Genomic DNA, 20021 nt, shown 5'->3' on the forward strand with positions numbered 1-20021 from the left:
GGCGCTACGGAAAGCCGCCCTGGGCCGTAAAAACTTTCTATTCGTCGGCCACGAGGCAGCGGGGGAGAATCTCGCCGGACTCTACGCCCTGGTGGCTTCCTGCGAGGCCAACGGCGTCAACCCCGAGGCATACCTCGCGGACGTCCTGCTGCGCGTGCAGACACACCCCAACTCGCGCATCGGTGAGCTGCTACCCCACGAGTGGAAGCGGCGACGCGCCGCCGACCCGCCCGATTCGCCCCTCCAGCTCAGTCACTGAACAGCTCGCTCGTCGAGGCGCGCGCCGAACACGGTCCTCGTCCGTCATCAAGCCTCCTGGCACGACGTCCACCGGACGGTTACCGAGCTGCGGCTGGACACCATCACCAACGCCGAGATGGGAAAACTCAAGGCGAAGTTGGTGGATCGCGGTCCGAAGGCGGTCAACAACGTGCTGGTGGTGCTCAACACAGTCTTGAAGACCGCGCTCAAGTGGGGCGTCATCGGGCAGATGCCGGCCACCCTCGAGCGGTTGGAGGTAGCGCCCTCCGCCATGGCGTTCTACGAACCGCACGAGTTCGAGCGGCTGGAGGAGGCGGCGGCGGAGGTGGGCCGCCAGCACCTCGCCTTCACCCTGCTCGGCGGCGAGGCGGGGCTGCGCTGCGGGGAGATTATCGCCCTGGAGCACACGGACGTGAGCCTCAATCACGTCCGCCGCTCGGAGTGGGAGGGTACGTCACCCTGACCAAGGGCGGACGGGCCCGGCAGGAAAACATGACCGCGCGGCTGACGGACGCCCTCCGCAAGAAGCGGCCCCTCCGGGGCGAGCGCATCTCCGGCGGACCGATAGCCACGCGAAGGTGACCCAGGTGCTGCTGAACAAGTGGATGAGCCGCATCCGGCGGCTGGCCAGGATGAAGGTGACGGGAGGCATCCACATCCTCCGCCACGCTTTCTGCTCCCGGCTGGCGCTGGTGGGAATTCCAGCGAAGGCCGTCCAGGCTCTGGCTTGGCACGAAAACAACTCTCAGCACCCCATGCGCCCGAGCCCGACCCCTATATAAACGGCCAGCTGGCTCCAGGACGAAACGACGCCAGAGTCTCGAAAAAGAAACGGGCTGGAGACCTCTCGGCCTCCAGCCCGCTTCATGACGTGGTCGGGGAGACAGGATTTGAACCTGCGACCCCTTGGTCCCGAACCAAGTGCTCTACCAGGCTGAGCCACTCCCCGATATGTCGCCTCGCCGGACGGTCCTTCTCGGGACCGGCGAAGTGTGGGCGGTAGTACCCGAGCCGCCCAGCCGAGTCAACGTCCTCGGATCACCTTTTCTTCCGCCCCTCCCCGCCCAAAGCGAGCGGCCGGCCGGGCCCTGCCCGGGTGACCGCCGACTCCGCTTCCCAAGACCAAGAATTTCCTGTACTCCCTGATAATTTACCCCCCAGCTACATCCATGAGGCAGACCGCATTGTTGCACCGCGATGCCATGACGCCGCCCCCCGTCGTCCTCATCTCCGATGACGAGCCCCTCATCGTCTCCGCCCTCGCCCGCGAGGGAAAACGGTCCGGGCTGAACTGCATCTCCGACACCACGTCCGAGCGCGTCCTGGAGCTCGCCCGCGAGCACCGGCCCGCCGTCATCATCCTGGACATCAACCAGCACCAGGACGGGCGCGACCTGCTCGCCCAGCTCAAGCAGGACCCCAACACCCGCGACTGCAAGGTCATCATCCTCAGCGCCGTCGAGGACCAGTTCACCCGCCACGTCTGCTTCGAGCTCGGCGCCGACGACTACGAGGTGAAGCCCTTCGACCCCACCTTCATGACCCGCGTCGCCCGGCTCGCCTCCTCCGTGGCGCGGCCTCGCACCTGAGAGGCCGGCGGCGCCTCACGGGCGCAGCGAGCGGATGGCCTCCGCGTAGTCCTTCGCGCCGAAGACGTAGCTGCCCGCCACCAGCACCGTGGCCCCGGCCTCCACCACCCGCTTCGCCGTGGTGGCGTTGATGCCGCCGTCCACCTCGATGTCCACGTCCTTCAGCCCGCGCGCATCCAACATCCCGCGCAGCCGGCGCACCTTCTCCACCGTGGCCTCGATGAACCCCTGCCCACCGAAGCCCGGGTTCACGCTCATCAACAGCACCATGTCCACGTCGCCCAGCACCTCTTCAATGGCCGACAGCGGCGTGCCCGGGTTCAACACCACCGCCGGCTTCACCCCCGCGCTCCGAATCTGCTGAAGCGTCCGGTGCAGGTGCGGGCTGGCCTCCACGTGCACCGTCAGTACGTCCGCCCCCGCCTTCGCGAAGGCCTCCACGTAGCGCTCCGGCTCCACAATCATCAGGTGCACGTCCAACGGCTTCGTCGCCACCCGCTTGATGGCCTCCACCACCACGGGCCCAATCGTGATGTTCGGCACAAACCGGCCATCCATGACATCTACGTGAACCCAGTCCGCACCGGCGGCTTCGATGGCGCGGACCTCTTCGGCCAAGCGGCCGAAGTCACAGGACAAAAGCGAAGGAGAGATGCGAACGGGGCGGCGGCTCATGCCGCGCTTCATAACCGCAACGCGCGCGCTGGCTAAGGCCGAACGCAACGCGGCGACGTCCATCCGACAGCCAGGGAGCTGCCAGGTGGGCCCTCCAGGGCAGCGTGCTGTCTACCCATGATAGAACTTTGTAGCCCTTCGCGGCCCGCCGGCCGCTTCTCACGGAGCCGCTGGTGCTCGCTCAACCCGCCCCACTGCCCGAGCTGAACCGTCGCCTGGCGAAGCTCACGTCCATCCTGGATGTCGCGAAGGCCATGAGCGCCGAGCGCGACCTCGACCTGCTCCTGCCGCTCATCCTCTTCGAGGCCACCAAGGTGGTGGAGGCGGACCGCTGCTCGCTCTTCATCCTGGACCGCGAGCGCAACGAGCTGTGGAGCAAGGTGGCCCAGGGCTCCAAGAGCGAAATCCGCCTCCCGGTGGGCAGCGGCGTCGCCGGACAGGTGGCCCAGACGGGCGCCGTCATCAACATCCCCGACGCCTACGCCGACGCCCGCTTCAACCGCTCGTTCGACGTCTCCAGCGGCTACCAGACGAAGACCATCCTCTGCGTCCCCATGCGCGACGCCGGCGGCGAGGTGACGGGCGTCCTCCAGGCCCTCAACAAGCTGGACGGCGCCAGCTTCAACGCCGAGGACGAGGAGCTGCTGCTCGCCCTGGGCGCCCAGGCCGCGGGCGCCATCGAGAACGCCCTCCTCCACGAGGACATCAACCGCCTCTTCGAGGGCTTCGTCTCCGCCTCCGTCGTCGCCATTGAATCCAGAGACCCGACCACCGCTGGCCACTCCGGCCGCGTGGCCGACCTCACCGTGGCCCTGGCCCAGGCGCTGGAGCACCTGTCCACCGGCCCCTACGCCCACACGCGCTTCTCCGCCGGGGAGCTTCAGGAGCTGCGCTACGCCTCGCTGCTCCATGACTTCGGCAAGGTGGGCGTACGCGAGCCCGTGCTGGTGAAGGCGGAGAAGCTCTACCCCCACGAGCTCGAAGGCCTGCGCGCCCGCTTCCAGCTCGCCCGCAAGGACTTGCAGCTGCAGAGCTACCGCCGCCGAATCGCGGCGGTGAAGCTGCGCGGCCACGCGAACCTGGCGGAAATCGAAGCCGAGGAGGAGGAGCGGCTCGCCCGCGAGTCGTGGCAGCTGGACGAGGTGCTGGAGTTCATCCTCTCCTGCAACCGCCCCACCGTGCTCGCGCAGGGCAACTTCGAGCGCCTCCACGAGTTGGGCGCGCTGCGCTTCCTGGATGCCCACGACAAGGCCCAGCCCCTGCTGCTGCCCGGGGAAATCCAGTCGCTCTCCATCGCCCGCGGCACGCTCTCTCCCGAGGAGCGCCGCGAAATCGAGAGCCACGTCGAGCACACCTACCGCTTCCTGTCCCAGATTCCGTGGACGCGCACGCTGCGCCGGGTGCCGGAGATTGCCTACGCCCACCACGAGAAGCTGGATGGCACCGGCTACCCGCGCGCGGAGAAGGCCATCCCCGTCCAGTCCCGGATGATGTCCATCTGCGACATCTACGACGCGCTCACCGCCAGCGACCGGCCCTACAAGAAGGCCGTGCCGCACACGCTCGCGCTCGACATCCTCCGCCGCGAGTCCGACGCCGGGCAGCTGGACCCGGCGCTCTATGCCGTCTTCATCGAGGCCGACATCCCCCGGAAGGTCCTCCAGGGAATCAAGTAGCCGCTCAGCCCTGGATGGTGTGCAGGCGCAGGCTGTTGATCTTCCCCGGCTGGCCGACTGGCGCGCCGAAGACGATGACGATGCGGTCGCCCTTGCGGCCCAGGCCCCGCGCCAGGAGCTCTTCCTCCACGCGCTTCACCATGGCCTCCGTGTCCTGGATGGGCTCCAGCACGCGCGGCACCACGCCCCACAGCAGCGCCAGCCGGCGGCGCACCTCCTGGTTGGGGCTGAAGGCGACAATCGGCACCGTGGGCCGGTAGTGCGACAGCAGGCGCGCCGTCACCCCCGACAGCGTGAAGGCCGCGATCAGCGAGGCGTTGCTCGCCTTGGCCGCCTCGCACGCCACGCGCGCGATCACGTCCGGGAAGTGGTCGGGCAGCCCCAGCGGCGTCTCCAGCGCGCGCATCAGCGAATGCGTGGTGCGGGCGGAGGACTCGGCCGCCAGGATGATGCGCTCCATCATCTGCACGGACTCAATGGGGAACTTCCCGCTGGCCGTCTCGCCCGACAGCATCACCGCGTCCGCGCCGTCGAACACGGCGTTGGCCACGTCGCTGGCCTCGGCGCGCGTGGGGCGCGGGTTGTCAATCATGGAGTTCAGCATCTGCGTGGCCACGATGACGGGCAGGCCGCGCAGGTTGGAGCGCCGGATGATGTCCTTCTGGACGGCCGGCACCTCCTCGGGGGGAATCTCCACGCCCAGGTCGCCGCGCGCGACCATGACGCCGTCCGTCTTGTCCAGGATGGCGTCCAGCCGGGCAATGGCCTCCGGCTTCTCCAGCTTGGCGATGATGGGCACCGAGCGGCCCACCTCCGCCATGGCCTGGCGCGCGGTGTCGAGGTCCGACGGCTGGCGCACGAAGGACAGCGCGATGAAGTCCACGCCGGCCTTGATGCCGAACACCAGGTCCTCGCGGTCCTTCGGCGTCAGCGCATCCGCGCGCACCGCCACGCCGGGCAGGTTGATGCCCTTGTTGTTCTTCAGCGTGCCGCCGTGGATGACCTGCGTGCGGATGAGCTTCTGCTTGTCCGTCTCCAGGACCTTCAGCTCCAGCAGGCCGTCATCCAGGAGGATGCGGTCCCCCGGATTCACGTCCGCGGCCAGGAGCGGGTACGTGGTGGACACGATTTCGTCCGTGCCTGGGACTGTCTCGTCCGTGGTGATGTGGAAGGTGCCGCCCTCCTTCAGCTCCGTGCTGCCCTTCACGAACCGGCCGGTGCGAATCTTCGGGCCTTGCAGGTCCCCGAGGATGCCCACCGCCTTGCGGACCTTCAGCGACGCGGCGCGCAGCTTCGCGATGTTCTCCGCGTGCTGCTCGTGGCTGCCGTGGGAGAAGTTGAGGCGAGCCACGTCCATGCCGTTCTCCAGGAGCGCTTCGAGCATCTCCTGGCTCTGGCTGGCGGGACCGAGGGTGCAGACAATCTTCGCTCTTCGCATAGAGCCAGTGAGGATGGGTTTCCCTAACGGCAGCGTCAAGCACGCTGCATGGGCCGCTTCGCTCGGTAAAACGGTAAATGAGCCAGCGAACAGCGCTGCGCTCAGCCGCGTAGCAGCACGCCCAGGTTCTCCCGCTCCCAACGCAGTGCGGCGGCGTAATGCGGGAAGGTCTTCTCGCGCTCGCGAAAGGCGCGCGGGTGGTGCACGCGACGGCCGCTCCGGCCCGTGCTCGGGAAGAGCTGGTGGAGCATCTCGTGGAAGACGATGAACTCCACGAAGTAGGAGGGCACCTCGGGGGTGTCCAGCGCCGGGTGGATGCGAATCTCACGCGTCTGGTGGTCGTAGACGCCCAGGCGGATGGACTTGCGACGACGGCGCGGAGGCATGCGCCCCCAGCCAATCCGGGCCTGGATGAGGCCCTGGAAAAAATCACGGTTGGTGGCGTCGTAAAGCGCCTGGAGGTCGAAACAGCGCCCGCGCGGGTTGAGGTCCGCGTCGGATTCGCGGCGCAGCTGGCGGATGCGCGGCTGCTGACCGCGGATGTACTCGTCCAGGATGACGCCCGCGGCGCGGTGGCCCCGGCCCGCGTAGTCCGCCACCGCGCGCACCACCGGCTCCGGCGCGTCCAGGAACATGTGATGCAGCCGCAGCGCCAGCACCGCGGAGCCCCGGCGGAAGGACACCATGGTGGAGCGGTTGTCCGTCACCGACAGGCGCACCGGCATGCCCAGCTCCGCGCTCAGCCGCCACGCCAGCGACTCCGCCCGGGTCCACAGCTCCTCCCGCGTGGGCGGACGCGTGACGAGGCGGGGCGCCTCGTCGGGCAGGAGGTTGCGCTGCGGCAGCGGCACGGGCGGTGCGACGGGCCGCGGCGCGGGCGTCACGGGCGTGGCAGGTCCCCCCTCGGGCCGGGGTACGGCCGTTCCCTCCGCCGCGCGGCTGGCGGCGGAGAGGCCTCGAGGGAAGAGCGACGTCTGGCGAAATGGCTCGGGGGACACGCGGCTGCCCATCGTACCCCGCACTTCCGGGGACTCAAGGGCGGCGGTCCCCTGCCCGCCTCCCCACCGTCAGCCCGTCAACCGCGCTCACACGCAGCGTCCACTACAGGAGGGAGCGGCAGGCGAGCGTACGACGCGTCCTCACGGCGCGGGCGGCTCCGCGTGCCGGGACTTGAGGAGCCGCTCCAGGCGCTCGGGCTCCATGCGCACCACGAAGGTCTTCTCGCGCGTGAAGGTGACTTGCCCCGGCGCGCCGCCCTTCACCTTGCGCACGAACTTCGCGGGCACGTAGCTCACCTCGCCGCGCGGCTCGCCCTTGGCCCCGGAGTGGTGCAGCGCCAGGTGCGCCGCGTCCAGCAGCACCTCCTGCGCCACCTCCTGCCCCTTCTCCAGCGGCAGCACCACGTGACTGCCGGGTACGCCGCGCGCGTGAAGCCACAGGTGCCAGGGCCTGGCCACCTTGAAGGTGAGCGCGTCGTTGTCCTCCGCGCCGCGCCCCACCCAGATGCGCGCCCCGCCATGGCCCACGTACTCCTTGAAGGGCCGGCCCTCCCGCGCGCCCTCGCCTCCACTGGGGAGCTGCAGCACCTCCGCCTGCGACAGCAGCGCGGCGTCCTCCATCCGCTCGAGCTGCGCGAGCGCCTCCTGCGCGTGCGCCACCTCGCGCGCCAGCTCCGCCTCACGGTGACGCGCCTGCTCCACGCCCCGCAGCAACCGCCGGTACTGGTGGAAGCGCCAGTCCGCCTCCTCCTTCGGGGTGCGCTTCGGGTCCAGCGTCACCCGGACCTCCTTCGCGCCCTCCTCTGTATAGGCGGTGAGCACCGCCTCGGTGGCGCCCCGCTTGAGGCGGTAGAGGTTCTGCGCCAGCAGCTCGCCCACTTCGCGGTGCTTCTCCGCGTCCGGCCCTCGGGCCGCCTCGGCGCGCACCTTCTCCAGCGTGCGGGAGGCGCGCTTGAGGCGCGCGCGGTACGGCTGCGCCAGGCGGCGGCGAATGGTCTCCGAGCGGCTGGCCTTGTCGCGCGCTCCGAGCAGGCGCTCCGCGGCCTGGGAATACGGCAGCGCATCCGAGTCCTGGGGCGCGAGCCGCGACGGCTGGCTCCGGGCCTTCTCGCGGGCCTCGGGAGGCGGCGGCTCCGGTGGCGTCCACGCGGCGCCCGGATGCAGGCCCCGGCGCTGCGCGAAGCCCTCACCGGAGAGCATCAGCACGCGGCCGTTGTCGCTGAGCAGCAGCAGTCCACCGGGCGCGCCCACCTCCAGGATCAGCCGCCTGCGGACGTCCTCGCGCACGAAGTCGAAGGCCACCACGCGCGCTGCGTCCATGAAGCAGGCGCCCTGGAGCTTGAAGCCTGTCAATTCCTGGCGCAGCCACCGCTGGAAGGGGGCGGGCTCGCCCGGCGTGGGGAAGCGCTCCTCCGCCACGGACACCCGGGCCAGGTCACCCTCGGCGCACAGGCACAACAGGATGGATCTACCCGGGACGCGAAGCTCCACGTAGGCGAGCCTGGGAAGAGGACACCAGGCCTTCTGCGCCACCGCGCCGGTGAGGTGCTCCGCCACCTCCGCCACCACCTGCTCCAGCTCCACGGGACGCAGCGACATGGGGCACTCCGGGTCCTGAAAATGAAAACGGCCCGGCGGGTTTCGCCGAGCCGTTCACCGGACGTCAACTACCGTCCGCTCATGACGACGGGACTGCTCAGGACTCCGGGGTAACCGGGGCCGCCGCCGCCTTGGCCTTGGTGGTGCGCTTGCGAGCCGGGGCCTTCTTGGCCGCCTTGCGGGTGGTCTTCTTGGCAGCCGCCTTCTTGGTCGCGGTCTTGCCAGCCGTCTTGCGAGCGGTCGTCTTCTTCGCCGACTTCGCCGCCTTCGTCGACTTCGCCGCCTTCGCGGTCTTGGCAGCCTTCTTGGTCGCGGACTTCGCAGCGGTCTTCTTCTTAGCGGCCATCAGAATCCTCCGGTTCAGTGGTTGGCCCCAGTCAACCGAGGCCCTGCACTCTTCTTGATGGGAGTGAGTGCTTGAAGTGAATGGTACGGGCGACATGCCAGTGTGTCAACGCATGGTGATGTATTGCATCGCGTGCGAGGCCGATTTTTCGGCATCGAGCGCGTCCGGAGGTCCCGAACGCCACTTCGCGGACACTAACGAGCGCATCCGAGGTGTCGCGCGCGAGGCCGAGTTTCCGGCGCCGGACACGTCCCGGCCACTTTCGGGCGCGGCGTTTACGCGCGGCGCTTTTCGCGCGTGGGGTGCGGCGTCTACGGTGCGCCACCCCATGAGCGCCCCCGAGCAGACCTTCCCCGCGGACTTCACCTTCGGCGTCGCGACCGCCGCGTACCAGGTGGAGGGCGGCATCGAGAACGACTGGTCCGAGTGGGAGCGGGCCGGACGGCTGAAGGAGCCGGACGCGCGCTGCGGCCTCGCGGTGGACCACTGGAACCGCTACGAGGAGGACTACGCCCTGGCGCGGGCGGTGGGCGCCACCGCGTTCCGCATCTCCCTGGAGTGGGCGCGCATCGAGCCGGAGCGCGGGCGCTTCGCCGAGGCGGCGCTGGAGGCGTACCGGGAGCGGCTCCTGAAGATGAAGGCCCACGGCCTGCGGCCGGTGGTGACGCTCCACCACTTCACGCACCCCACCTGGTTCCACCGGGAGACGCCGTGGCACCAGCCGGCCAGCGTGGACGCCTTCCGCCGGTACGCGAAGCGGTGCGCGGCGCTGCTGGAGGGGCTGGACGCGCTGGTCATCTCCTTCAACGAGCCCATGGTGCTGCTGCTGGGGGGCTATCTGCAGGGCGCCATTCCTCCGGGCATCACGGATGGCCCCACCACCATGAGGGCCATGGAGAACCTGGTGCGCGCTCATGTGGCCGCCCGGGAGGAGCTGTTGTCCCGGCTGGGCCGCGTGGAGCTGGGCATCTCCCAGAACATGCTCGCCTTCGCGCCGGACCGCTGGTGGCACCCGTTGGACCGCGCGCTGGTGAGGCTTGGGGCCCAGGCCTACAACCATGCGTTCCACGAGGCGCTGTCCACCGGCGAGCTGCGCGTCACCATGCCGGGCGTGGCCTCCACGCGCGCGGACATCCCCGGCGCGCGGGACTCCGTGGAGTTCATCGGGGTGAACTACTACACCCGCGCGCACCTGCGCTTCGTGCCGCGCCCGCCCTTCATCGAGTTCAAGTACCGGGACGTCCACGGCCGGGGCCTCACCGACATCGGCTGGGAGGACTGGCCGGAGGGCTTTCTCCATACGCTGCGCGACGTGAAGCGCTACGGGAAGCCGGTGTGGATTACGGAGAACGGCGTCGACGACCGCGGCGGCGCCCGCCGGCCCCACTACCTCCACACCCACCTGGCCCAGGTGCTGGCGGCGCGCGCGCAGGGCGTGGACGTGCGCGGCTACCTCTATTGGAGCCTGCTCGACAACTTCGAGTGGCTGGAGGGCTGGGGCCCGCGCTTCGGCCTCTACCACGTCGACTTCGACACGCTCCGCCGCAGCCCCACGCCCGCGTGTGACTACTTCCGCGCCGTGGCCACCGGGAGGAGGCTGGTGCCGCCGGACGCGGTCCGCCCCTCGGGCGCTTGAGCGGCGCGCCGCTCACGAAGGGCACCGACTCCCTCCTTATATATAGAGAGCGGCGCCGTGCCCTCAGCCCAGGGCCGCGCGGTAGTCCACGTCCTGCTCTTCACCGGGGCCCGCGGCGTCCACCTGGGCCGCGGTGAAGAAGCGGCGCACGCAGTCCTCCACCGCCGACGGCACGTCCAGGCCGTTCACCTCCGCGCGGAAGGCCGCGGCGCCGTACAGGCCGTGGGCGTACCACGCCAGCTGCTTGCGGAAGGAGCGCACGGCGCCCAGCGGGTCCCCCATGAAGTCCAGGTGCGCCCGGAAGTGGGTGAGCACCAGCTCGCAGCGCTCACGCGGCGTGGCGGGCGGGCCCCCGAGCAGCTCGCGGAAGATCCACGGGTTGCCCAGCGCGGCGCGGCCAATCATCACGAAGTCGCAGCCGGTGCGCTCCCGCATGCGCGCCGCGTCCGCGGGCGTCTTCACGTCCCCGTTGCCGATGATGGGCAGCTCCGGGAAGTGGCGCTTGAGGTCGGCGATGACGCCCCAGTCCGCCTGCCCCGAATAGCCCTGCTCGCGCGTGCGGGGGTGGATGGCCAGCCCCGCGCAGCCCGCCTCCTGGAGCGCGCCGGCCACCTGGAGGTAGTTCAGGCTGCGGGCGTCCCAGCCCGAGCGAATCTTGCAGGTGACGGGCAGGCCGGTGGCGTCGCGGATGCGCCGGACGATGTCCGCCGCGCGGGGCACGTCACAGAGCAGGCCGCTGCCCGCCCCGTTCTTCACCACCTTCTTCACCGGACAGCCCATGTTGATGTCGATGATTTGCGCGCCCGCCTCGCGCCCCACCACCGCGGCCTTCGCCATGGCGTCTGGCTCGCCGCCGTAGATTTGGAGCGAGTAGGGCCGCTCCACCTCGGCGTCGTAGCGCAGGTACTTCAACGTCCGCTGGTTGGCGCGCATCAGGCCCTGCGAGCTGACGAGTTCGGTGGGGCAGAGCGCCGCGCCCAGACGGAAGGCGAGCACACGGAAGGGCATCTCGCTCACCCCGGCCATGGGGGCCAGGATGTACGGATTGGGCAGGGTGTAGGGACCAAGCTGCGGCATGAGGGGCGGGGAACCTAGCGGATTCGCCAGGGACATGGAGGAGGCGGTGCGCAAGTGCCTGCGCTCGGGGGTCCTAACGGTTAAGGTCCGTCCCCATGTTCCGCTTTCGGCTCGGGAGCATTCCCGTTGAAGTCCACCCCAGCCACCTGCTCGTGTCCGGCATGCTGGCCTGGAGCTCCGTCCCCGCGGCCCAGAACGGCTGGCCGTTCCGCATGGTTGATGGGGCCCCCACCCTGGGCCACGCCAGCGCGATGGTCGTCTACATCCTGTCGTGGATGCTCATCGTCTTCGTGTCCGTGCTCATCCATGAGCTGGGGCACGCGCTGGCCAGCCGCCTGTTCGGCTACCGGCCGAGCATCGCCCTCGTCTGGATGGGTGGCCACACGCTCCCCACGGACGCGCCAGGGCCCCTGCCGTGGAAGCGGGACCTGCTCATCACCGCGGCCGGCCCCTTCTTCGGGCTGATGCTGGGGGTGACGAGCGGGGTGGGCTACGCCCTGCTCGAGGGCCGCTCGCCCGCGCTCGACTTCTTCCTGTTCACCTTCATGCTGGCCAACTTCTTCTGGGCGGTCCTCAACATGCTGCCCGTGCTCCCGCTGGACGGCGGGCGCATCACCACCACCCTGGCCACGCGGGTGTTCGGCCCCCGGCGCGGCTTCGTGCTGGCGCAGGGCCTGGCCCTGCTGGTGTGCGTGGGCGCCGTGGTGTTCGGCCTGCGGTCGGGCTGGCTGCTGCTCACCCTCATCTTCGCCATGTACGGCATGCAGTCCTTCCGCGTGGTGGCGGAGGCGCTGCGCGGCGGGCAGGCCCAGCGCGAGGCCACACTGGAAGGCCCCCTGGCGGAGAAGCTGCGCGAGGCCCGGGCCGCGCTCGACGCGGGCCGCATGGACGAGGCGCGCCGGCTGGGCGCGTCCGTGCTGGAGGCCACCGAGGGCCTGACGCCGCCGCTGGCCAGCCATGCGCACCACCTGATGGGCTGGCTCGCCCTGAAGGAGGGCCAGGGCCGCCAGGCGCTGGACCACTTCTCGCAGGTGCAGGGCCTCCCCGTGGAGCCGCACGCGGTGGCGGCGTCCTTCTCCCTGGTGGGTGATGACGCCCGCGCGGTGGAGTGGTGGAAGCAGGCCTGGCAGGCCTCGTCGGACCGGACGGTGCTGCACGAGTACGCCGGCACGCTCATCCGCATGGGCCGTGAGCCGGAGGCCCTGAAGCTCCCGGGCCTGGACCCGGAGGCGGCGTTCTCCTGCGCGGAGCGGGTGCTCTTCATCCGGGGCGCGTACTCGGAGGCCGCGGCCGTGGGCGAGGCGGCGCTGAAGCACGCGCCCAGCGCCACGCTGGCCTATGACGCGGCCTGCGCCCATGCCCGCGCGCGCAACGTGCCTGACGCGATGCGGCTCCTGCACCGCGCCACGGAGCTGGGCTTCACCGATGGGGCCTATGCCGCCTCCGACGAGGACCTGGCGCCGCTCCATGGGTACCCCGCATTCGAGGAGTGGTTGACGGAGCTGCGGCAATCCGCCGCCTCCTGACAGGGGGATGACAGGCGGGGGTGTTGATGCGGGGTGAGGCTGAGCAGGTTCCAGCTCGGCCACCCAGCGCACGAGGCTCCCTTGCAGACACCGTCTCCAGCCCTGCCCGCGGCGGAGGAGCGCCTCAACTGGCGCTCCTCCGTCCCCTTCTTCGCCGTCCACCTGATGTGCCTCTTCGTCTTCGCCGTCGGCGCGAAGCCGGTGGACGTGGCCGTGTGCGTCGGCCTCTACGTCGTGCGCATGTGGGGCATCACCGCGGGCTTCCACCGGTACTTCTCCCACCGGGCCTTCAAGACGGGACGTGTCTTCCAGTTCATCATGGCCTTCGTGGGCAGCACGTCCGCGCAGAAGGGCGTGCTGTGGTGGGCGGCGCACCACCGCCACCACCACCGCTATTCGGACCACGCGGAGGACATCCACTCGCCCCTGCAGAAGGGCTTCTGGTGGAGCCACGTGGGGTGGATTCTCTCCGACAAGTACAACGACACCCGCATGGAGGGCATCAAGGACTTCGCCCGCTTCCCGGAGCTGGTGTGGCTCAACCGCTTCCACCTGGCGCCGCCCGTCCTGCTGGCCGTGGCCCTCTACTTCATCGGCGGCTTCTCCATGCTGGTGTGGGGCTTCTTCGTCAGCACCACCCTGCTGTGGCACGGCACCTTCACCATCAACTCGCTCAGCCACATCTTCGGCAAGCGCCGCTACAAGACGACGGACACCAGCCGGAACAACTGGCTGCTGGCGCTCGTCACCCTGGGCGAGGGGTGGCACAACAACCACCACTTCCATCAGAACACCGCCAACCAGGGCTGGTTCTGGTGGGAGGTGGACCTCAGCTACTACTCACTGAAGGTGCTCTCCTGGTTCAAGGTGGTGGAGGGGCTGCGGCTCCCCTCCCAGGCCACGAAGTACGCGTTCCAGAAGTACACCGACGCGGAGCGCGCGGCGCTGGCTGCCCCCACCCGGTTCTGGGGTGCTTCGGGCGCGCGGGCCCAGCTCGCGGCCACCAAGGCCGCGAAGGCCGCGGGCGACAAGGTGCGCGAGGCCCTGACAGCCGCCGCGGACCACCTGCCCACCTCCGCGCCGCCGCCCTCCGGCCTGCTCGAGCGGCGGTAGCCGTTCGAAGCTGAAGCGAAACCGCGACGCGCTTGTCATGGGCGCGACCTGACGGACGGCCGCCCTGCACCCGTCCGCGTCACGAACCTTGAGCGGCGCCCATCCCACTGTTAGTGGGACCTGCAATGAATGCAGGGGAAGTACCCGCATCAAGCGCGGCGGCCCAGCGCGCAATCTGGACGCGGCTGCGCGCGGCGATGGGCCGCTTCGCCCACACCGCGCTGAGAGCGTCCAACCGCTTGCGGCTGCCCGGCCCCTCCGTCCTCCCGGTGGCGGGCGCGGTGGTCGGCCTGTACAGCGGGCTGGCGGCCGGCATCTTCTCCAACCTCATCGGGTTGGTGAGCGGGCTCACCTTCGGGGCGGCTTCGCTGAAGCACACGCTTCGCCAGGGCCAGTTCCAGTCGCTCATGGAGGCGTTCGCCGCGGCGCGCTGGCATCCGGAGTATGCCTTCGTCGGCGTGCCCCTGGCATCCGGCGCGCTGGTGCTGGCGCGCATCATCGAGCCGGGCGGCCCCCGTGACGAGGTGAAGCGCCGGCTGCGCCTGCTGGCCCTGCTGACGCTGGGCGGGCTGTCGCTCTACTACCCGCTGGTGGCGCTGTCCGCGCTCAACAGCGTGTTCGGACACAGCCACAACCTGCCCGAGGCGCTGCCCCACCTGCCCTGGTGGTTGATGCTGCTGGCGCCCACGCTGGGCGGCGTGGCGGTGGGCCGGCTGCTGCGGGACAGGCCGGAGACGCACGGCCACGGCGTCCCCGAGGTGGTGCGGGCGGTGAAGAGTGGCGCCAACGCCCTGCCGGCGGACCGGGGCCTGCTGAAGCTGGTGGCGTCCGCCATCACCATTGGCAGCGGCGGCTCGGCGGGGCGCGAGGGGCCCATCGTCTACGGCGGCGCCGCGTTCGCGTCCACCGTGGGCCGGGTGCTGGGCTTCAGCCGCAAGGAGCTGTCCATCCTCCTGGCGTGCGGCGCGGGCGCGGGCATCTCCGCGTCCTTCAACGCCCCCATCGCCGGCGCCGTGTTCGCGATGGAAATCATCCTTCGTGAGTTCGAGCTGCGCGTCTTCTCCCCCATCATCCTGGCCAGCGTGGCCGGCACCCTGGTGAGCCAGGGCGTCATGGGCGAGTCCGCCATGCTCCGGCAAATCCCCTATGAGCTGGTCAGCGGCGGCGAGGTGCTGGCCTACGCGGGCCTGGGCATCACCTGTGGGCTGCTGGCCTTCACCTTCGTGCAGCTGCTGCACGGCGTGGAGCACTTCTTCCACGGCCATGGGAAGAGCCGGCTGTCCCCGTGGCTGGGCGGCAAGCCGCTCTCCCTGCGCGCGGGCCTGGGCGGCCTGTGCGCCGGCATCCTGGCCTTCGCCAGCCCCACCGTCTGGGGCAGCGGGCACGACTACATCAACCTGGCCGCGCTGGGCCGGCTGTCCTTCCTGTTCCTCATCACCGCGTGCCTGCTGAAGCTGGTGGCCACGGCCATCACCATCGGCTCAGGGGGCTCGGGCGGGACGTTCTTCCCGGCGGCGCTCATCGGCGCGATGGCGGGCGGCGCCTTCGGCACCCTGGTGCACTACTTCTTCCCGGAGAGCACCGGCCCCAGCGGCGCGTATGCCCTGGTGGGCATGGGCGGCGCGGTGGCGGCGCTCACCCGCGGCCCGCTCACGGGCATGATGATGCTGTACGAGCTGAGCGGGAACCACGACATCATCCTGCCGCTGATGGTGACGTGCACCATCGCCTCCGCGCTCTGCCACTACCTCACCGAGCGGAAGACGCCGAAGGTCCAGAGCGACGCGGACCTGCTGGAGGCCACCCCCGTCCGCTCGCTGATGGCCCACTTGACGCCCGTGCCCGCGGGCACGCCGCTGCGGGCGCTGACGGACCTGCTGCTCACCTCCGAGGCGGGCACCCTGCCCATCCTGGACACCGTGGGCCGCATCTACGGCACCGTGCAGGTGGAGCAGCTGCGCGAGGTGTGGCGCGACGAATCCGTGTACCCGCTGCTGGTGGCCAGCGACCTGGCGCGCAAGCTGCCCGCGCTGGCCCCCGACGCGAACCTGGCCCACGCCCTCCACGTCATGGACCACGAGGACGTGGACGCCCTGCCCGTCAGCGTCCCGGTGGGCAGCCCCACCTGCGGGCTGCTCACCCGCGCCGCGGTGCGCAGGTTCCTCTTCGCGCAGCACGCCCAGGCCCACGCGACGGGCGACTATCCCGTCAGCCCCACCGAGGCGAGCTGACGCCCCACCCGCTCATTGCGTGGGGGTGCCCGCGGGAGACAGCGCCTCCCGCGTGCCCACGAGGCTGGCGTAGGCGGAGAGGTAGCGGCTGGCCATCCGCCGAGGCGTGTACGTCAACGCCCAGGCCCGCGCGCGCAGGGCCAGCCGGGTGCGCAGCCCGGTGTCCTCGCGCAGCCGCTCCAGCGTCTCCACCAGGGCCTCCACGTCGTCCGGGGGCACGAAGCACGCGGCCCCATCTCCCCACACCTCGCGCAGCGCCGGAATGTCGCCCAGCACCAGCGCGCAGCCGGACAGGGCCGCCTCCAGCGCGGTGAGGCCAAAGGGCGCGTACCGGGCGGGCAGCACGTAGATGGACGCGCGCGACATCCACTCCGCCAGGGCATGCGGCTCCAGGTGCCCCATCCACTGGAGGTGGCGCGGCTCCGCCTTCCGCTCGGAGGGATGGCGCGCGTCTCCCACGAGCCGCACCGGCCAGCCCAGGCGGGGCGCGGCGGCGTCCAGCACGGCGACGTTCTTCGCTTCGTCCCACGGGCTGCCCACGCTGAGGATGAAGGGCTCCCGCTCCGAGCGAGGCGGCACCCGGTCCGCGCGCCGCGCGTGGGGGATGACCTCCGCGGCGGTCAGCGGGCCGTAGTGCAGTTGGAGGGAATCGAGCAGGTCCCGGCTCGGCGTCACCACCCGGCCCGCGGCGCGCAGGCCCGCGGTGACGGCCTCGCGATAGCGCGCATGGCGCGCGGGCGCGTCCTCGCCCTTCACCGCCCGCCACCAGGACAGGCTGCACGCATGCCCCACCACCAGGGGCGGGTGCAGCCACGGCAGCGCCCCGTGCACGTAGCCATTGAGGTGCACCACGTCCGGACGCACCCGGCCCTCCAGCGCGAGCAGCCAGTCACCCGCCGAGCGCACGTCGTCCCACGGGTCCTCCATCCACTCCAGCCGGAAGCGCCCCTCCTCCACGGTGAGGTTGGGGAGGCCTCGCGCCTCCGCCCACTGCGCGCGGGTGAGCGGCGCCCCCATGGTCGCCAGCGTCACCTCCACCCCGTGCGGCGCGAGCGCCCGGGTCAGCTCCAGCGCGTACGTCCACACGTCGCCCACGGCGTCGGCCGTCATCAGCACCCGCCGCACCGTCCTGCTCGACGTGACGTCATGGCCCCGCGCGTGCTCGCCACCGTGGGGTGGGGCATGAGGCTCCTGGCCTTCCACTCCGCTCGCCATGCGCATCCGCTGACTGTTCATGGTGCCCCCCCCCCGCCGAGCCCCGGACTCGTGGAGGGCAACCTAGGCCGAGCGCCTCCTTGCGAGGATTGCCCCACCGCGCCCCCTCCCTGCATGACACCCGATGGATGGAGGGACGCGGAGACACCCTGGCCGACGGACGCACAAAGGGTCATGCTGGGAACACGAGAGGCCCTCCATGGAGATTCTCCGAGCGACTCCGTCCGAGCACACGCTGCTTCGAAACCTCTACCCGCTCTACCTCCACGACCTGAGCGAGTTCGGCGTCGACTACGCCCTGGACGAGCAAGGTCGCTGGCGGCCGGACTTCCTGCCCACGTGGCTGGTCCCCACCCCCGAGGTCCACCCCCTGCTGCTGCGCTGGGAGGGCCGCGTCGTGGGCTTCGCCTTCGTGGGACAGTCCCCCTTCCCCTACATGACGCCTGGACGCGACTTCCGGATGAGCGAGTTCTTCATCCTGCGAAGTGAGCGGCGCCTCGGCCTGGGGCGGCTCGCGGCCAAGGCCGTGTTCGACCGCTTCCCCGGCATCTGGGAGCTGTCCCAGCTGCCGCGCAACCGCCCCGCCATCGCCTTCTGGCGCAGCGTCATCGACGAATACACGGGGGGCGCCTTCGAGGACACCTTCATCGATGGCGCCCCCGCGCAGGTCTTCGACAGCCGGCGGCGCGTGGCGTCCGCGCGGGGACAGCCGCCGCGTTGACGCTACTTCGTGCCCGAATCCGGCGGCTTCGCGTCCGCGCCAGCCGGCTTGCGCAGCGGGCACGCGACAATCGCGCCGTGCGGGTTGATGGCGTCGCTGCCGGACTCGACCTTGAGAATCTTCAAGCCCTCGCCCACGACGAACGTGTACCGCTTCGGCGCCGACAGCAGCGGCATCTTCACGTCATAGGCGGAGACGACCTTGCCGTCCGGGTCGGGGATGAAGGGGAACGGCGCCTTCAGCTCGGCCTTGAAGCGCGTGAGCGTCTCCGCGTCATCCATGCTGATGGCCAGCACCTGCCCCTGCGCCTTCTCCACGTCCGCGTACCTGTCCCGGTACGCCTTGAGCTCACGGGTGCAGCCGCCCGTGAAGGCCTTGGGGAAGAAGGCCAGGATGACGGGGCCCTTCTTCACCAGCTCCGACAACGTGTAGACGTTCCCCTCGGAGTCCTTCGCCGTGAAGTCCGGCGCCGTCTCTCCGGCCTGGGGAATGGCACCGCTGAAGAACCCCGCGACGAGCAATGGGACGAGCATGGGCGGGACTAGACAGGACATCCCGCCCCCGGAGCAAGCCAGCGGAGGGCTACTTCTTCGCCGCCTCCGCCATCCTCGCCCACACCGCCGACGCGGCCTCGCGGGCCTGCTCCGCCACCACGGTGGGGCTCACCGACAGCGGCCGGCGCGCCCACATGCGCCACACGCCATCCACCATCACCGCCTCCACGTGCCGGCTGCCCAGCCCGAACACCACGTGCCAGGCCAGGTTCTCCGCCGTCAGCGGCGTGGCCGGCAGGTAGTCCAGGATGAGCAGGTCCGCGAGCGAGCCCTCGCGCATGGGCCCCACCGGCACGTCGAAAATCTGCGACGCCAGGCGGTGCCCGTTGGCCAGGTAGCGCAGCACGTCGATGGGCTGCCCCGCCTCGCGTGAGCGCAGGTACGCCGCCTGCGCCTCCGCGAACAGGTCCGCCGACACGCCGTCCACGCCCAGCGTGGCCCGGGCTCCGAACTTCAGCGCCGGCGCGTAGCCCACCTCCAGCCCCTGGTTGGCGCGCGGCGTGTGCACCAGCCACGCGCCGGTGGCAATCACCTGCGCCAGGTCCGCCCAGTCCAGGTGGCCCACGTGCGCCAGCTGGCTCTTGGGCGACAGCAAGCCCGCCTCCAGCAACCGCGACACCGGCGAGGCGCCGTAGTTCTCGTTGGACAGGCGCTCGTCGAGCGGGTCCTCCGCCAGCGGCAGGTGCAGGCCGCCATCACCCAGCGCCTTCAGCGCCTCCGACAGGCCCGTCAGCGCATCCGGCCCCAGCGTGAAGCACGGCGCCGCGCCCACCTGCCCCCGGAAGCGCCCCTTCGCCTTCTTCGCGAAGCTGACCGTCTCCTCCAGCCCCTCCTCGCGGCCGAGCGCCCCCTGCCGGTCCGACACCGCGTAGGCGAGCACGCCGCGCACGCCCACCTCATGGAGCCCGCGCGCCAGGCGCACCAGCGAGCCCGAAATCGCCTTGGGCGACGAGTGCAAATCGCACACGGTGGTGGTGCCGCACTGAAGCGCCTCCAGCCCTCCGGCGCAGCCCGCCACCTGCACCGCGTCCAGGTCGAGCGCGTTCTCGTACGGCCAGGCGACCTGCTCGAGGATGTCCTGGTAGGTCTCCAGCGGCGGGCGGGGCATGCCGCGCCCCAGCACCGCGTGCAGGCGGTGGTGCGCGCTCACCAGCCCCGGGAAGACGAGCTTGCCCGACAGCGCCACGACTTCGTCCTCCGCGCCAGGCGTCAGGTCCGGCCCGCGGGCGACGATTCGCTCTCCTTCGATGCGCAGGTCCACGCGCTCGACCAGCGCAGGCTCCAATTCGACGACATAACCACCCTTGAGGACTGTGCCCAACCATCCCTCCGGCCGCAGCGCGTGCGTGTGTCTGGGCCACCTCCC

At 70.6% G+C, this 20021-nt stretch carries 18 protein-coding genes and 1 tRNA gene; 9 read left to right on the forward strand and 10 right to left on the reverse strand.

What is annotated here, in order from left to right:
- Window positions 1–259, forward strand: a 259-nt coding sequence (locus HV826_RS21765) for a transposase domain-containing protein (protein ID WP_176418930.1), incomplete at its 5' end; no start/stop codon positions are given.
- Between the two features lie 141 nt (window positions 260–400).
- Entirely contained in the window at window positions 401–724 is a 324-nt protein-coding gene (locus tag HV826_RS21770; protein WP_176418931.1) for a hypothetical protein, read from the forward strand.
- Window positions 725–1133: 409 nt separating this feature from the next.
- Here HV826_RS21770 and HV826_RS21775 read toward each other — a convergent pair.
- Window positions 1134–1210 (reverse strand) — tRNA-Pro (locus HV826_RS21775).
- A gap of 220 nt (window positions 1211–1430) precedes the next feature.
- Here HV826_RS21775 and HV826_RS21780 point away from each other — a divergent pair.
- Entirely contained in the window at window positions 1431–1850 is a 420-nt protein-coding gene (locus tag HV826_RS21780; RefSeq protein WP_255207995.1) for a two-component system response regulator, read from the forward strand.
- Between the two features lie 15 nt (window positions 1851–1865).
- On the opposite strand, the gene rpe is transcribed toward HV826_RS21780, so the two are convergent.
- Window positions 1866–2525 (reverse strand): ribulose-phosphate 3-epimerase, encoded by a 660-nt coding sequence (rpe, locus tag HV826_RS21785; RefSeq protein ID WP_176418932.1) that lies wholly within the window; start codon window positions 2523–2525, stop codon window positions 1866–1868.
- A gap of 173 nt (window positions 2526–2698) precedes the next feature.
- Between rpe and HV826_RS21790 the strand changes: the two genes are divergently transcribed.
- Window positions 2699–4201: an HD family phosphohydrolase gene (locus tag HV826_RS21790; protein WP_176418933.1), complete on the forward strand. Its 1503-nt coding sequence runs from the start codon at window positions 2699–2701 to the stop codon at window positions 4199–4201.
- Between the two features lie 4 nt (window positions 4202–4205).
- On the opposite strand, the gene pyk is transcribed toward HV826_RS21790, so the two are convergent.
- From pyk to HV826_RS21810, 4 genes are all read right to left on the reverse strand, one after another.
- Window positions 4206–5639 (reverse strand): pyruvate kinase, encoded by a 1434-nt coding sequence (gene pyk / locus HV826_RS21795; RefSeq protein WP_176418934.1) that lies wholly within the window; start codon window positions 5637–5639, stop codon window positions 4206–4208.
- A 101-nt stretch (window positions 5640–5740) separates the two neighbouring features.
- Window positions 5741–6661 carry a hypothetical protein gene (locus tag HV826_RS21800; protein ID WP_176418935.1) on the reverse strand — a complete coding sequence of 307 codons (921 nt, stop codon included), beginning with the start codon at window positions 6659–6661 and terminating at the stop codon, window positions 5741–5743.
- A gap of 117 nt (window positions 6662–6778) precedes the next feature.
- Window positions 6779–8236, reverse strand: a complete 1458-nt coding sequence (locus HV826_RS21805) for an NFACT RNA binding domain-containing protein (protein ID WP_176418936.1) — start codon at window positions 8234–8236, stop codon at window positions 6779–6781.
- 97 nt (window positions 8237–8333) lie between these two features.
- Window positions 8334–8582 (reverse strand): hypothetical protein, encoded by a 249-nt coding sequence (locus HV826_RS21810; protein WP_176418937.1) that lies wholly within the window; start codon window positions 8580–8582, stop codon window positions 8334–8336.
- Between the two features lie 328 nt (window positions 8583–8910).
- Here HV826_RS21810 and HV826_RS21815 point away from each other — a divergent pair, with 328 nt between their 5' ends.
- Window positions 8911–10218: a glycoside hydrolase family 1 protein gene (locus tag HV826_RS21815; RefSeq protein ID WP_176418938.1), complete on the forward strand. Its 1308-nt coding sequence runs from the start codon at window positions 8911–8913 to the stop codon at window positions 10216–10218.
- 63 nt (window positions 10219–10281) lie between these two features.
- On the opposite strand, the gene dusB is transcribed toward HV826_RS21815, so the two are convergent.
- Complete coding sequence (gene dusB, locus HV826_RS21820; protein WP_176418939.1) at window positions 10282–11295, reverse strand: tRNA dihydrouridine synthase DusB; 1014 nt, start codon at window positions 11293–11295, stop codon at window positions 10282–10284.
- Window positions 11296–11390: 95 nt separating this feature from the next.
- On the opposite strand from dusB, the gene HV826_RS21825 reads away from it, so the two are divergent.
- The 3 genes from HV826_RS21825 (at window position 11391) to HV826_RS21835 (ending at window position 16165) form a co-directional block, all read left to right on the forward strand.
- Window positions 11391–12821, forward strand: coding sequence for a TPR end-of-group domain-containing protein (locus tag HV826_RS21825; RefSeq protein ID WP_176418940.1), 1431 nt, complete (start codon window positions 11391–11393; stop codon window positions 12819–12821).
- Between the two features lie 81 nt (window positions 12822–12902).
- Window positions 12903–13934, forward strand: a complete 1032-nt coding sequence (locus HV826_RS21830; RefSeq protein WP_176418941.1) for an acyl-CoA desaturase — start codon at window positions 12903–12905, stop codon at window positions 13932–13934.
- Window positions 13935–14131: 197 nt separating this feature from the next.
- The gene (locus HV826_RS21835; protein ID WP_176418976.1) at window positions 14132–16165 is read left to right on the forward strand and encodes a chloride channel protein; all 2034 of its coding nucleotides are present in this window, start codon (window positions 14132–14134) and stop codon (window positions 16163–16165) included.
- 12 nt (window positions 16166–16177) lie between these two features.
- Here the strand turns inward: HV826_RS21835 and HV826_RS21840 are convergent, their stop codons facing one another.
- The gene (locus tag HV826_RS21840; protein ID WP_176418977.1) at window positions 16178–17386 is read right to left on the reverse strand and encodes a glycosyltransferase family 4 protein; all 1209 of its coding nucleotides are present in this window, start codon (window positions 17384–17386) and stop codon (window positions 16178–16180) included.
- A 193-nt stretch (window positions 17387–17579) separates the two neighbouring features.
- Between HV826_RS21840 and HV826_RS21845 the strand changes: the two genes are divergently transcribed.
- On the forward strand, window positions 17580–18101 hold the full coding sequence (locus tag HV826_RS21845; RefSeq protein WP_176418942.1) for a GNAT family N-acetyltransferase: 522 nt from the start codon (window positions 17580–17582) through the stop codon (window positions 18099–18101).
- A 2-nt stretch (window positions 18102–18103) separates the two neighbouring features.
- Here the strand turns inward: HV826_RS21845 and HV826_RS21850 are convergent, their stop codons facing one another.
- Together HV826_RS21850 and HV826_RS21855 are read right to left on the reverse strand one after the other, a co-directional pair.
- Window positions 18104–18634, reverse strand: coding sequence for a peroxiredoxin (locus tag HV826_RS21850; protein WP_176418943.1), 531 nt, complete (start codon window positions 18632–18634; stop codon window positions 18104–18106).
- Between the two features lie 49 nt (window positions 18635–18683).
- Window positions 18684–19976 (reverse strand): amidohydrolase family protein, encoded by a 1293-nt coding sequence (locus HV826_RS21855; protein WP_176418944.1) that lies wholly within the window; start codon window positions 19974–19976, stop codon window positions 18684–18686.
- Between the last annotated feature and the right edge of the window lie 45 nt (window positions 19977–20021).

The organism is Myxococcus sp. AM010 (assembly GCF_013372585.1).
Classification (GTDB): Bacteria; Myxococcota; Myxococcia; order Myxococcales; family Myxococcaceae; genus Myxococcus; species Myxococcus vastator.